The organism is Candidatus Margulisiibacteriota bacterium (genome assembly GCA_018822365.1).
Taxonomy (GTDB): domain Bacteria; phylum Margulisbacteria; class WOR-1; order O2-12-FULL-45-9; family XYB2-FULL-48-7; genus XYB2-FULL-45-9.
Map to the genome: position 1 here is coordinate 1 of JAHJKL010000052.1, position 13,012 is coordinate 13,012.

Genomic DNA, 13,012 nt, shown 5'->3' on the forward strand with positions numbered 1-13,012 from the left:
ATCTCGATCTGGCTTTTGAGATATGCCGTGCCGAAGGTCTTGTCGATACCCATGACCTCGCCGGTCGATCTCATCTCCGGCCCCAGGATCGCGTCGACTCCCGGAAACCGGTTAAAGGGAAAGACCGCTTCTTTGACAGAAAAATGTTTGACCTCAACTTCGCTCGCTTTCTGTGCTTTGAGCGATTTGCCAAGCATAACCTTGGTCGCGACTTTGGCCCAGGGGACACCGGTCGCTTTGCTGACAAAGGGGACAGTCCGGGAGGCGCGGGGGTTAACTTCTAAAACGTAAACCTTCCCCCCCTTGATCGCGAACTGGGTGTTCATCAGGCCAATAACTTTAAGTTCTTTGGCCATGGCATAGGTGTTTTTCCTGATCGTTTCAACCACGCTCTTGCTCAAGGAATACGGCGGAATGGAGCAGGCCGAATCCCCCGAATGGATCCCCGCTTCTTCAATATGCTCCATAATGCCGCAGATCATCGTCTGCTTGCCGTCGGACACGCAGTCAACATCAACTTCAATGGCATCATCCAGGAACTTGTCGACCAGGATTGGATGTTCAGGCGAAACCTTCACCGCGTTCTGCATAAAGTCTTCCAGTTCGTCTTCGCCGTAGACCAGCCGCATCGCCCGTCCGCCCAGAACATAGCTTGGCCGGACCAGAACCGGGTAGCCGATCCGGTTGGCGATCTTTTTTGCTTCTACTTTTGACGTGGCAGTCCCGTTCGGCGGTTGATTGAGCTTGAGCTTGCGGAGCATCGCCGCGAAACGTTTGCGGTCTTCCGCCCTGTCGATCGAAGCTGGCGATGTCCCGATGATCGGCACCCCCGCCTTCTCCAGCGCCAGAGCGATATTGAGCGGGGTCTGTCCGCCAAACTGGACTATCACCCCGTCCGGATGCTCTTTGTCAACAATATTCAGCACGTCTTCGACCGTCACCGGCTCAAAATAGAGGCGGTCGGAGGTGTCATAATCGGTCGAGACCGTTTCCGGGTTGGAATTGACCATGATCGATTCAAGACCTTCTTCGCGGATCGCGAAGGAGGCGTGGACACAGCAGTAATCGAACTCGATCCCCTGCCCGATCCGGTTCGGCCCGCCCCCCAGGATCATGATCTTTTTCTTTTGGGAACTTCTGACCTCGCACTCGGTCTCGTAAGTCGAATAATAATACGGGGTATAGGCCTCAAATTCCGCGGCGCAGGTGTCGACCAGCTTATAGACCGCCGCCACTCCAAGCTCTTTTCGCTTTTTTCTGACCTCTTCGGGCGTCTCCCCGGTCAAATAAGCGAGTTGTTTATCGGAAAAACCGTATTGTTTGGCACGAAACAGCGCCTCTTTGTCTTTTAATATTTTCTGACTTGATGCCTTGATCCCTTTCTCCTCATCAATGATCTCCTTCATATTCCGCAGGAACCAGCGGTCGATCCTGGAAAGTTCAAAGACCTCATCCATGGTCATCCCGGACTGAAGGGCATGCTTCACGTAAAATATCCGGTCGGGGTTCGGGATAGTCAGTTTGTTGTTCAATAACTCTGGGTTGACCTCATCTTTACCATCAGCACCAAGACCGGCCCGGCCGATCTCAAGGGAACGGAGCCCTTTTTGCAGCGCTTCTTTAAAGGTCCGGCCAATCGCCATCGTCTCGCCGACCGACTTCATCGAAGTCCCAATGATCGGCTCGGCATCGGGGAATTTTTCAAACGTAAAGCGCGGGATCTTAATAACACAGTAATCGATCGACGGTTCAAAGGAGGCCGGGGTCTCTTTGGTAATGTCGTTGGGGATCTCGTCCAATGTATAACCAACCGCCAACTTGGCGGCAAACTTGGCGATCGGGAAGCCGGTCGCCTTGGAGGCCAGGGCAGAGGAGCGAGAAACACGCGGGTTCATTTCAATGATCACCACCCGTCCGGTATCAGGATGGACCGCGAATTGAATATTGGAGCCCCCCGTTTCGACCCCGATCGCCCGAATGACCGCGATCGACTGGTCCCGCAGGTTTTGATATTCCCGGTCGGTCAGGGTCTGCGCCGGCGCGACGGTGATCGAATCGCCGGTGTGGACCCCCATTGGGTCAAAGTTCTCGATCGAACAGATAATGACGACGTTATCTTTCTTGTCGCGCATTACTTCCAGCTCGTACTCTTTCCAGCCGGTCAAATTCTCTTCGATCAGGATCTCGCTGGTCGGCGAAAGCTCCAGGCCCAGCTTGGCGATCTTCTCAAATTCGTCAATGTTGTAGGCGATCCCGGAACCGGTCCCCCCCAGGGTAAAGCTCGGCCGGATAATGACCGGCAAGCCGACCTTTTCCATCGTCACCCTTGCCTCTTCCATGTTGTGGGCAAAGCCAGATTTAGGGACATCAAGCCCCGCTTTTTCCATCGCCTGCTTAAAGAGGTCCCTTTCTTCCGCCATTTTGATCGACGCGATATTCGCCCCGATCACTTCAACTTTGAATTTATCCAGTACTCCCATTTCCGCCAGTTTTACCGCGGTGTTGAGGGCGGTCTGCCCGCCAAGCGTCGGCAGCAGCGCGTCGGGACGTTCTTTTTCAATTATCTTGGCGCACATTTCCGGCGTTATCGGCTCAACATAGGTCCGGTGAGCGAGCTCCGGGTCGGTCATAATTGTCGCCGGGTTGGAGTTGATCAGAATTACTTCGTACCCCTCTTCTTTCAGCGCTTTGCACGCCTGCGAACCGGAGTAATCAAACTCGCACGCCTGGCCGATAACGATCGGCCCGGCCCCGATGATCATGATCTTTTTAATGTCAGTGCGTTTAGGCATTCAGTCTATCCTTTTCGGGAAGCCAGTCCCGATCGGATCGGGACGGTTTCCATCCATTCATTTGTCATTTGTTGTACCCTTCAATTCGCATCAACTCATCCTGTTCTCCCAACCCCAAATAATTTTCTTTGGACACAACCTTTTTACCGCTTCGCTTCTCCAGGTCTTCCCTTGCTCTTCCCGCCACCGCGCCGCCTGCCCGTGCTGTTTTTTTGTTTTCATTAAAACCCTTGGGGTTTTTATTGCGAGTAATTTCGGTAGTGGCCGCCTCACCAAGTATAGAGAAAATCAGCTCCAAATCGGTCATATGGTCGCGCAAATTCTCTCTGTTCAGGCCTTTGTGTTTTTTGTATTCACTCAGCGTCATGCCAAAAGCCGCATTAGCTATCTCTGCGGTCAAAATCGCGTATTCCTTTTGCTCCTTTATTCCCCTTTTTTGCCATTCATCGGTCAGTTCTTCCCTGATCGCGATACCGCGCATCCGTTTCTCTACCCAAGCCTCCGGGTATCCTTTTGCTTTATATAAAGCGCGAGTTCTTTTAGTCGCCAGTTCAGGATCTTCGATCTCCTGGATCCGTTCGTATCCAACCTTTGCCAACCAGCGCTTAAATGGCTCGGCTTTGATTGAAGGAATTGACTGTATTATACGAAAAACACCTTCAGTATTAGCGCAATTAGTTTCTCTAATTTTCCCATCAGGGGCGCTTAATTCAAGTGGGGTACAAATTGTACCCCACTTGCCATCCAGCTCATTATCTCTCTGCCTCATTTTTTTAATGTATTGGCGCGGGTCGGAACTATCTGTCAATACCTCCACCACATCAGCGACAGAAAACCACCATTCGTCGTTATGGATGGTTTTTCTGATCTCTTTCCCACGGAAAATCGCTATTTGCTTTTCCGGCTTATTTGTCATTTCTTACTCTCCTCAATCATCCCAATAAACTTATCAAATAAATAGTGCGCGTCGCGCGGTCCCGGTCCCGCTTCCGGGTGGTACTGGACCGAAAAGACCGGCAGTTTGGTATGCCGGAACCCTTCGACCGTTTCGTCATTTAAATTGATATGGGTCACTTCCATCTCTTTGGTAAAAGTTTTGGGATCAACGGCAAACCCGTGGTTTTGCGAGGTAATGTCAACTTTCCTGGTATTAAGATCCATCGTTGGCTGGTTCCCGCCATGATGGCCAAATTTTAGCTTGTAGGTCTTGGCCCCCATCGCCAACCCGATGAGCTGGTGGCCAAGGCAAATGCCAAAGATCGGCTTTTTACCGATCAATTGTTTGATGTTTTCAATCGCGTAAGTAACCGCCGCCGGATCGGCCGGACCGTTTGAGAGAAAAATACCGTCAGGATTCATGGCCAAAACTTCGGCTGCCGGAGTAGTCGCCGGAACAACCGTTATCCTACAGCCAAGCCGCTGAAAATTGCGCAAAATATTGAACTTAATCCCAAAATCATAAGCGACAATATGATATTTACATTCATTTGTCATTTGACATTGGTCATTTGACATTTTAGCGTAGCTAGTTTCATTCCAAACGTAAGGCTTCTTACAGGTAACGACCTTAACCAGGTCGACCCCTTCAACCCCAGACGATTCTTTTGCCTTTTTTACCAATGCTTGAGTATCGTTTTCTGTGGTAGAAATGATCCCTTTTAGTGATCCTTGCAGACGAAGCCGCCTGGTCAGCATCCGGGTATCGATCCCCTCGATCCCGATGATCCCGTGCTTTTTTAGATAGTCGTCAAGTTTGCCGGTGGAGCGGAAATTGGAGGCGATTTGAGAGTTTTCTCGGACCACAAACCCTTCGCAGTGGGGAATAGCCGATTCCAGGTCTTCTTCGTTGATCCCGTAGTTGCCGATCAGCGGATAAGTCATGCAGACGATCTGTCCCTTATATGAAGGATCGGTCAGTATTTCCTGGTAGCCGGTCAGCGAGGTATTGAAAACAACTTCACCGCATCTTTCCCCTACCGCGCCGAAAGATCTTCCTGCAAATATTGTTCCATCTTCTAGTGCGAGTATTGCTTTCATTTGGTCAAAAAAAAGCCCCGAGTCGTGGATCGGGGCGTTCCCTTTATTGCTTTTATTCTAACACTTGCCCCAAAACTGTGTCAAATGTTTTATATAAAAAAACGGTCCGGGTTTTACCCCGGACCGTTTGACTTTTTCAGGAAAGATCCCGGTTAGAACCGGTTGAAATCCCTGCGTCCGCCGCGATCTCCGCCGCGACCGCCCTCGGTCTTCGGCCGGGCTTCGTTAACGGTGATTTCCCGATCGCCCCACTTATAACCGGTCATCCCGGCAATAGCTTTTTCGGCATCGGCATCTTCCATGTCAACAAAACCAAATCCCCGGGACTTGCCCGAGAACTTATCGCTGACTACCCGGGCCGAAATTACGTTGCCGAATTCAGCGAATTTCGCTTGAAGATCAGCATCGGCAACGGACCATGGCAGGTTACCAACAAATATACTTTTCATAGTATTTTCTCCTAAATGTGAATTCTTCTGCGATTAATGGCGTGAGGTCGCTGGGACCACTGAAGACCGGGGCAGAAACTTTGGTATTCATTTGTAACTTCATACATCTGCTCATTAACTTCGACTCTTACGTGTTTAATAGTAACACGGCTCTTATTTCTTGTCAATCCTTTTTTTTATCGACTCATGGGGACCGGCCTTGTTGCCGTCCCATCTAAATAGTTATCGGTCACCAAGGCAATTAATTTCACTCTATTATGGATACTCCGGCGGCTCAATGATCCCCTCTGCCGTCAGGCCAAGCTGTTCATAGATCTGACCGCTGGCTCCGGCCGTTTCCACATTTAAAGCCAAATATCCCGACTGGTCACCCGGTCTCAAAAAGAAAGGGGGTTCGGCTAAACGCTTGCAAAACAAAGCGGTACCGGTATTAAGGATCTGCCAGCCTTCGAGCCTCCCTTGATCTTCCTTGCTCCCCAGTAAAAAGGAAAGTTCCGGGGATTGCCGGCTCATCTCCGCCAGCCGATAACCGGTCCAACCGAGCTCCCAACGGGCATCTTTGAAGTGAAGAAACATTTTAACATGCGCTAATTGATAAGCCGCGCCAAAAGAGGCAAAAGCGGTCTCCTGCCCCCTGAACGTCTCTTTCTTTGGCGGAAAAAGTACTCTGCCCGGCCAGATCGCGTCAAAAGAGCGGATGATCCCGGCCGCTACCTTGATCGCTGCAGCATCCGGAGAAGAAACATTCAGCTTCGCGCCTCGCCCGGCAGGGAGGACCGGGGATCCCAACGCCTCTTCGAGCAGAGCGATCGGTATTTCACGGCGAAAATAGCCATTGCTTGACTGATAAGGACCGAATTTGACGATCCGGCTTCCATCGGCTAAAACTTCTCCAACGCAATATTTCCCTTTTAACGGTTCTTCCCGCTCCAGGACCCCGGGCCCAATCCTGGCCATTAGTTTGATCCCGGCAATGCGCCGATCAATGTCATCTGCCTTCATTTTCAAACGAAACCTGGCGATGGTCCTGTTGCTCGGCAATTGAGCCATTATTTTTGACAGCATTACGGAAGCGCCCCATTCACCTGAGCGTGAAAATCAATATGGGCATGAAAGATCTCCGCTTCCTTGACCGTTGGAAAAATAAAGAGATCTCCGCTCCTGGTGTAACCGGCCGCGGAGTGGAACCTTTCATCGGCCCTTAGCTCCGCCAGATTGTAGAATTGAGCGCTCAATCCTGGCAAAAGATGTCCGCCAACGGCAATGTAGCCGCAAAGAAACAGATAATCGACCGGTTTTCCTTCATTGTTATATTTGGCCCAAAATTCCAGGGTCGGGGAAAAAGCCTCAGCGACCAGGGTCCTGGTCGGGAAATCAGCCAATGCCTTTAACGGCTGCAGCATCTCAATGCTCCTGAATTGCTTTTGTAAAAGCGAGCTGTCAAACGGCAGCAAGGTAAAGTCCAACAGCCCCCGCCCGATCGTTCGAGCGGCAGTGATCAAAGGAAGCGGCGCGTTATGGGACTCCGTTTCAAGCGATTCTCCGGTCGTGGCCAGGACCGATATCCGCCCTTTTAGGTTCGAGAGGTCAAGATCGATCGACCCATCGGGGAACGCCTGGCAGTCTGCCCGCATAACCCGGACCGCTTTATGGCGGATCCGCTGGTATGCGGCGACAGCTTTGTTGGAACGAAATAATATCCCGTTATTAGCGACTAATAGCATCAATATTATCTCGGATATTAACCAAAATAATTTCAACCTGTGCTTCCGCCTTTATTTATGGTATATTGCGCGGACATGACCATTGAGTTGCTGCGATTCCTTATTTTAGCTTTCGGCTGGCCTTCATTAATTTCGGGGAGCTTGTATTTCCTCTTTTCTTCATACCGGTTTAACCGAAATGTCCATGGCGCGATCTTCGGCAAATTGGTTTTAATCATGACCTTTGGCTGGCTACTGACTATGTATTGTCTCGGGATAGTCGCTACCCTGGCGATGTTCCTCGATGTCCGGATCGGGGTCCAATACGTTTTCCCGGTCTTTGTGGTCTGGGCCGCTTCCATGCTGATGATCTACGCCAGCATCAGGCGATGGACCAAAGAAGCGGCGACGATCAACGAGTTTTACCAGGATATCGAACGAAAATACCAGTCGATCTTTGAGATCTCTCCGGAAGCGATATTGTTGACCGATACCAACGGGATAGTCCTTTCCGCCAACGACCGCCTGCAAGAGTGGCTGGGCTACAAGACGGAAGAGATCATCGGCAAGAACCTGATCATTCTCCCTTTCCTGACCGAAGAGAGCAAGGCGATCATTATGAAGAACTTTTCACGGCGCTTGCAGGGAAAGGCCGCGCCTGCGTATGAAATCACCTTTTTTAACAGCAAGAACCAAGTGATGTGCGGCCGGGTGGTTGACACTATAATGAAAGACGAAAAAGGAGCTCCGGTCAGGAGCCTGACCATGATCAGCGACGTAACGGAGCGGATGCAGCTGGAAAAGCTCCGCGAAGACCTGACCCACATGATCATCCATGATCTCAAGAACCCGCTGACCGGGATCCAGGGGGCAGTCGACCTCCTTCTCAAGGAGCGGGTCGGCCCGATCAATGAAGAGCAAAAAAAGCTGGCCGGTATCGCCGCCTCCAGCACCAAGAAGCTTTTTAATTTGATCATGGACCTGCTCGATATCAAAAAGATAGAAGAAAACCAGCTTGTCCTCTCCAGAACAACCTTTTCCGCCCGGGAACTGGCGAACAACCTGGCCTGGGTCGTCAGTTACGGCCAGCAGCAGGGGAAAGTGGTCATTCTCAATAAATTGATCGACATCAATATTACCGCCGACCTGAACCTGCTGACCAGGGTGTTGGAAAACCTGCTTTCGAACGCGCTCAAACATACTCCTGACGGCGGCACAATAGAGCTGCGGATCAGGGAAGAAAAAGATCATCTGGTTTTTGAGGTCGCTGACAACGGCGAAGGGATCCCCCGGGAATGTTTAGCCCGGGTCTTTGATAAATTCTTCAAGGTCGAGGACCAGAAGATGAAGACCAAGATCGACACCGGCCTGGGACTTACCTTTTGCAAGCTGGCGGTCGAAGCTCACGGCGGCAAGATCGGAGTTGAAAGCACCGTTGGCCAGGGTTCCCGATTCTACTTTACCCTACCAGCCACCTCCACCACCTCCCCCGCCTCCACCGCCTCCTCCTCCGCTCCCGCCGCCGCTTGACGAGGGGCTGCTGCTTAGAGATGAGGACATCTCCGTTACCATCCCATGAAAACTCCCTGACATCTCCCCCACCGAAAAGCTCCGGCCCGCACCGCCACCACCGCTTTTTCCGCCACCAAAACCTCCGATTGAACTGGCGTGGAAAGTCTGACCGCTGCCGTCAGTAAAAGTTGAATGATACCAAGGCGGAGCCGCCAGCGACTGGTCGGCCAGATTATTTATCCAGGCCGTCTCTACGCCAAAAGCGACCGCGTAAGGAAGATATTGCTCAAAGCTCTTGGGATCACCTTTCACTTTTTTTAAATAATTGCGAAAAGCGAGCCATTCTTCTTTCGCTTTAGAGCCGGCCAGCGTTTTCCTGGGCATTAGCGGGGCAAACAGCGCGACAATGATCCCGGAAAACAAAAGTCCCTGCCCAAGAGGCACCAGCAAGATCGAGGTGGAATTATTAAACAGCTGAGTGAACGGGCCGAGCAGCACTAAAGCCGCGATAAAAAACGGCAGCAATAATACAAGCTGAGCCAGCTGTCTCCCTTTAACCGCCTGAACAAAGAAAAGCCCTGGCAGAAAAAAGAAAGCCGCTACCATCACGTTTATGAACGCCACTTCAATATCCCCCAAAGCGGAGATGACCATCCCAAGGATAAAGACCCCAAGCGCGATAAAGTAGTACCTGGTCTTTACGGCGCGCGGATCCATCTCAAAGTAACCGCGACGGACCGTTTGTTTGAAGATCAGGTCAATGATCCCCTCAACGTTCGTATAGAACTTTTCGCGCAGTGAGGAAAGTTTTACTTTATCCCCGACCCTGGGAAGGCCAAATACTCCCTGGATGATCTTATCTTCATAATCGCTTAATCCAACCGGCGCCGCCTTAAGCTGGTATTCAAAATCACGGATGGTGAAGATCCAGGCCTTGTTGACAATTTCGGTGATCTCGATAAAACCGCGCCTGGATAGGTCAAGGATCGTGGCAATGATCTCTTTCATCCCCGCCTCTTCGTCAATAATTGTTCCCGCCAGAGCGGGCGACAGGTCGCTTGGCGGTTTGGACAGGACTTTTTCCGCTCCTTTAACTTCGTAATCGCGGCCGAGCCTGATATAAAGCGCCATCATCCAGAAAAAGGCCAAACCGGCAACCGCCCACGGAAGATATGGGGAAACCCGGGTCTTGAACATTTTTTTCAGGGAAAAAACCTTGGCGACGATCCCTGGCGGAAAATCAACTTTGATCTCGAACTTTTCGCCGGGCGGAAGGTTCTCTCCGCGAAAAACTATCGTTCGCGGGTCGATGATCTGCCAGGTCCCCCCGGAAACACCGGTATAAAGCATTCCCTTCAGGTTGGTCGGTCCCACTGGAGCGGGAAAACGAACAAAAACCCTGGCTTTTCTAACCTCGCCATCCCGTTCTTCAAAGATCGCCTTCCAATAGAGCTCGTCAAAGTTCTTCTGATGGTCGATCAACCCTTTAACCTTATATTTAATGGTAAAGGTTTTCGGGGTTTGGTCATATTCCGGCTCGGTAATATCTCGCGAACGCCACTTGATCCGACGGGCACCATTCTCATTGCTGACTGTGTAATGGTATTTATCAAGGCTTCCTTCTTGGTACTTTATATCATCCTCATAAAGTTCAATATCAGAAAGCGCATCAAACCCCTTGAGCTTGATGTCCCGATAGCCGCCATTATAAGCTCCGGTAAAAACATAAGTCTGGGTTTCAACAATATCAACGGTTGAGTCGCGGTTTATGGTGAGGTCAACGGCAATTTGGTCCCAATAAAGCGACCTGGCGCCGGCCGCTGACAAAGAAACCAGCAAAAACGCGGCTATCAGAACGTATCGGTTAAAAAGGTTTTTTTTCGCCACTTGCTTTTTTCTTGGCTTTTTTCCCCGTCTCATTCAGGCTCTTTCTCTTCAGCGCGTTAACGTCCGCTTTGGCTTTGCGCTCTTTTTTCCTTGCCTCCATTTTTTGGGCCCCTTCGGAAACCCTGGCTTCATTGTCAGCTTTTTTCTTTTTAAGAGCCTCCCTCTTCGCCTTTCGCTCCTGCTTGATCTTTTGCTTTTCTGCCTTTGTCAGTTTGACCTTGAGCTTGCTTGCCAAAGGCCCCCAGGCTTTAATTCTCGCTTTTTCGTCCGATGGCCCAGGCTTGGCAACGGCAAACCCGGCGCTTGCGACCATCACCAACATAATAAAAACAACAAAATATTTCTTCATAATAATCCCCTCCAGAGCCAGATTATAAACCAGAATATGTTTTTTAGCTACCTGTCACTATTAATTATGATAAAACACCAAAATGAAGCTGCCCGGAAAAATGGAAATATTTGACCCCAATTTGAGCAAGATCGTCAAGACTGCTGCTGAATGGAAAAGATCTTGTCCAGGCCGGCACAAAATATGAGTCTGGAACCGGCTGGCCCAGCTGTTACCCGGATCGTGCCGGCCATTAAAGTTTGGCATGGGGTTCGTTCTCTACCCCGGCCTCGACCGTTTCGACGAAAAAAGTTCGGGGGTAGGCGTGTCGTATTTTAGTGGCGGTCAGCCGGCCAAGGTTGGGCTCGCGGACCAGGCCAAAAACGCTCGGCCCGCTCCCGGACATTTGGGCCCATTCACAGCCGGATTCGATCAATTTGCTGATAACTTCCTGAATGACCGGATACTGCCTGACCACCACAGGCTGAAGATCGTTGCGATGTCCATCAATCAGCAGTGGTTCGCTAGCCGCTATCCGGTCAAATTCCTGGTAAGCCCAGGGAGTTGAAACTTCAACTTGAGGAACAACCAATATATAACTATTCTTTTCGATCGGCCTGGCAGACAACCTGTCTCCGCGGCCTGTCGCCAAACAGCAGCCCCCTTTCAGGCAAAAAGGAACATCAGAACCCAATCGAGCCCCAAGCTCGCTGAGCTCAATTTCAGTAAATGGTTTATTAGCCAGTTTATTTAAACCATAAAGAACCGCCGCCGCATCCGCGGATCCGCCTGCCAGCCCGGCCGCTAAAGGGATATTCTTCTCTAATTTAACGGCAACCCCTTCCCCTTCAAAGCCCTTTTTCGCCGATTCAGAAAAAAACAGCTCCGCCGCTTTATAAGCCAAATTAGTCTTGTCAGCTGAAAGTTGCTGGTTGTTGGTAGTAAGTCTGATCCCGGAAGAAAGAGGTGCTAATGAGATGTAGTCACATAAAGAAACCGACTGCATTATTGATTCAAGGTCGTGGTAACCATCGGGCCGCCTGGCCAGGATCTTGAGGGTTAAATTAACCTTGGCAAAGGCTTTGAGCCGCACTATTTTGCTTTGTTTAGAGCAAGCATCAAACGGGACTTCATCCGGGCCGCTTTCGTCCGGTAGATAAGCTTCCGTTCGGCCGCTTTATCAATTATCGAAACCGCTGTCTGAACTAAATTACCCATTTCAGCTGTTTTTTTAACGATCGCGGTTCGCGCGCTTTTTATGGCCAGTTTCAGTTTTTTCTTCTCGATCAAATTGCGGGCTGTCCTGATCTTCGCCTTGCGAATGTTCTTGACCCCGCGTCGTAAAATATTTTTCTTTTTCTTAACTGCTTCTGCCATTATACCCTCCGTGTGATTTGGTCATCCCTCTGGTCCCTGGTTGACAATATACCATAAAATACGCTAACATGGCAAGCACTTTGAGCATCCACGACTGGTTTAACCGAAAACAACAACAAAAAGAGATCGCCCGCGAAAGATTAGATATCCCAGGAAATGTTTGGGTAAAATGCTTTAAATGCGGCCAGGCGATCTACACCAAGGACTTGGAAGAGAACTTAAAAGTTTGCCCCAAGTGCCGGTATCATTTCAAATTAACCTCAACCGAGCGCGTTCGCCAGTTGACCGATTCTTTTGATGAGATCAACCCTTCCCTGACCTCTAAAAACTTTTTGAATTTTACCGATTCAAAGTCTTATACCTCAAGGATCGAAGATTCTATCCTTAAATCAGGGCTCAAGGACGCGATCGTTACCGGCCACGCCAAGATCAGCGGCTACAACGTTGCTCTCGGAATAATGGATTTTTCTTTCATGGGTGGAAGCATGGGCTCCGTGGTCGGCGAAAAGATCGCCCGGCTGGTCGAAGAAGCGATCGAAAAAAAATCTCCGGTGATCATTTTTTCAACTTCGGGCGGAGCCAGGATGCAGGAAAGCATCATGTCGCTCATGCAAATGGCCAAAACTTCCGCGGTCCTGGGCCGCCTCCGCGAAACCGGGCTCCCCTATATTTCTGTTTTGACCGACCCCACAACCGGCGGGGTCTCCGCCAGTTTCGCGATGCTGGGAGATGTCAACATTGCCGAGCCAAACGCCCTGATCTGTTTTGCCGGCCCACGGGTCATTGAGCAAACCATCAGGCAGAAATTGCCGCCAGGCTTCCAGCGGTCCGAATACCTGCTCGCCCACGGCATGCTTGATATTGTTGCCGACCGAAGAGCGCTTAAGGAGACCTTGACTAAACTGTTAAAGTTTTTCAAGAATTAAA

12 protein-coding genes are annotated in these 13,012 nt (G+C 50.5%); 2 read left to right on the top strand and 10 right to left on the bottom strand.

Features of this window, described 5'->3' with window-relative positions; all coding sequences use genetic code 11:
* The 6 genes from carB to KKF06_04250 all read right to left on the bottom strand — a co-directional run.
* A partial coding sequence (gene carB, locus KKF06_04225) for a carbamoyl-phosphate synthase large subunit (protein MBU1616975.1) occupies nt 1–2,792 on the bottom strand: 2,792 nt, incomplete at its 3' end.
* 64 nt (nt 2,793–2,856) lie between these two features.
* Complete coding sequence (locus KKF06_04230) at nt 2,857–3,708, bottom strand: Bro-N domain-containing protein (GenBank protein MBU1616976.1); 852 nt, start codon at nt 3,706–3,708, stop codon at nt 2,857–2,859.
* A complete protein-coding gene (gene carA / locus KKF06_04235; GenBank protein MBU1616977.1) occupies nt 3,705–4,829 on the bottom strand; it encodes a glutamine-hydrolyzing carbamoyl-phosphate synthase small subunit in 1,125 nt (374 codons plus the stop codon). Before carA ends, KKF06_04230 begins: the two co-directional genes overlap by 4 nt.
* Before the next feature lie 152 nt (nt 4,830–4,981).
* Complete coding sequence (locus tag KKF06_04240) at nt 4,982–5,278, bottom strand: RNA-binding protein (protein MBU1616978.1); 297 nt, start codon at nt 5,276–5,278, stop codon at nt 4,982–4,984.
* A gap of 255 nt (nt 5,279–5,533) precedes the next feature.
* The gene (locus KKF06_04245) at nt 5,534–6,343 is read right to left on the bottom strand and encodes a hypothetical protein (protein ID MBU1616979.1); all 810 of its coding nucleotides are present in this window, start codon (nt 6,341–6,343) and stop codon (nt 5,534–5,536) included.
* Complete coding sequence (locus tag KKF06_04250) at nt 6,343–7,002, bottom strand: hypothetical protein (GenBank protein ID MBU1616980.1); 660 nt, start codon at nt 7,000–7,002, stop codon at nt 6,343–6,345. Before KKF06_04250 ends, KKF06_04245 begins: the two co-directional genes overlap by 1 nt.
* Before the next feature lie 75 nt (nt 7,003–7,077).
* Between KKF06_04250 and KKF06_04255 the strand changes: the two genes are divergently transcribed.
* Nucleotides 7,078–8,511: a PAS domain S-box protein gene (locus KKF06_04255; GenBank protein ID MBU1616981.1), complete on the top strand. Its 1,434-nt coding sequence runs from the start codon at nt 7,078–7,080 to the stop codon at nt 8,509–8,511.
* On the opposite strand, the gene KKF06_04260 is transcribed toward KKF06_04255, so the two are convergent.
* From KKF06_04260 to rpsT, 4 genes are all read right to left on the bottom strand, one after another.
* Nucleotides 8,446–10,413: a DUF2207 domain-containing protein gene (locus KKF06_04260; protein ID MBU1616982.1), complete on the bottom strand. Its 1,968-nt coding sequence runs from the start codon at nt 10,411–10,413 to the stop codon at nt 8,446–8,448. The two genes, KKF06_04255 and KKF06_04260, sit on opposite strands and share 66 nt — an antisense overlap.
* Nucleotides 10,358–10,729: a hypothetical protein gene (locus KKF06_04265; protein MBU1616983.1), complete on the bottom strand. Its 372-nt coding sequence runs from the start codon at nt 10,727–10,729 to the stop codon at nt 10,358–10,360. Before KKF06_04265 ends, KKF06_04260 begins: the two co-directional genes overlap by 56 nt.
* Before the next feature lie 232 nt (nt 10,730–10,961).
* Complete coding sequence (gene ispE, locus KKF06_04270; GenBank protein MBU1616984.1) at nt 10,962–11,801, bottom strand: 4-(cytidine 5'-diphospho)-2-C-methyl-D-erythritol kinase; 840 nt, start codon at nt 11,799–11,801, stop codon at nt 10,962–10,964.
* Nucleotides 11,801–12,085: a 30S ribosomal protein S20 gene (rpsT, locus tag KKF06_04275; GenBank protein MBU1616985.1), complete on the bottom strand. Its 285-nt coding sequence runs from the start codon at nt 12,083–12,085 to the stop codon at nt 11,801–11,803. Before rpsT ends, ispE begins: the two co-directional genes overlap by 1 nt.
* Before the next feature lie 68 nt (nt 12,086–12,153).
* Here rpsT and accD point away from each other — a divergent pair, with 68 nt between their 5' ends.
* Nucleotides 12,154–13,011: an acetyl-CoA carboxylase, carboxyltransferase subunit beta gene (gene accD / locus KKF06_04280; protein ID MBU1616986.1), complete on the top strand. Its 858-nt coding sequence runs from the start codon at nt 12,154–12,156 to the stop codon at nt 13,009–13,011.
* The last annotated feature ends 1 nt before the right edge of the window (nt 13,012 follow it).

Excerpts from the sequence above, each read along its gene's own strand:
- rpsT (MBU1616985.1), bottom strand. The coding sequence starts at position 12,085 with ATGGCAGAAGCAGTTAAGAAAAAGAAAAATATTTTACGACGCGGGGTC.
- KKF06_04260 (MBU1616982.1), bottom strand. The coding sequence starts at position 10,413 with ATGAGACGGGGAAAAAAGCCAAGAAAAAAGCAAGTGGCGAAAAAAAAC.
- KKF06_04245 (MBU1616979.1), bottom strand. The coding sequence starts at position 6,343 with ATGCTGTCAAAAATAATGGCTCAATTGCCGAGCAACAGGACCATCGCC.
- KKF06_04230 (MBU1616976.1), bottom strand. The coding sequence starts at position 3,708 with ATGACAAATAAGCCGGAAAAGCAAATAGCGATTTTCCGTGGGAAAGAG.
- carA (MBU1616977.1), bottom strand. The coding sequence starts at position 4,829 with ATGAAAGCAATACTCGCACTAGAAGATGGAACAATATTTGCAGGAAGA.
- accD (MBU1616986.1), top strand. The coding sequence starts at position 12,154 with ATGGCAAGCACTTTGAGCATCCACGACTGGTTTAACCGAAAACAACAA.
- KKF06_04240 (MBU1616978.1), bottom strand. The coding sequence starts at position 5,278 with ATGAAAAGTATATTTGTTGGTAACCTGCCATGGTCCGTTGCCGATGCT.
- KKF06_04265 (MBU1616983.1), bottom strand. The coding sequence starts at position 10,729 with ATGAAGAAATATTTTGTTGTTTTTATTATGTTGGTGATGGTCGCAAGC.
- KKF06_04255 (MBU1616981.1), top strand. The coding sequence starts at position 7,078 with ATGACCATTGAGTTGCTGCGATTCCTTATTTTAGCTTTCGGCTGGCCT.
- KKF06_04250 (MBU1616980.1), bottom strand. The coding sequence starts at position 7,002 with ATGCTATTAGTCGCTAATAACGGGATATTATTTCGTTCCAACAAAGCT.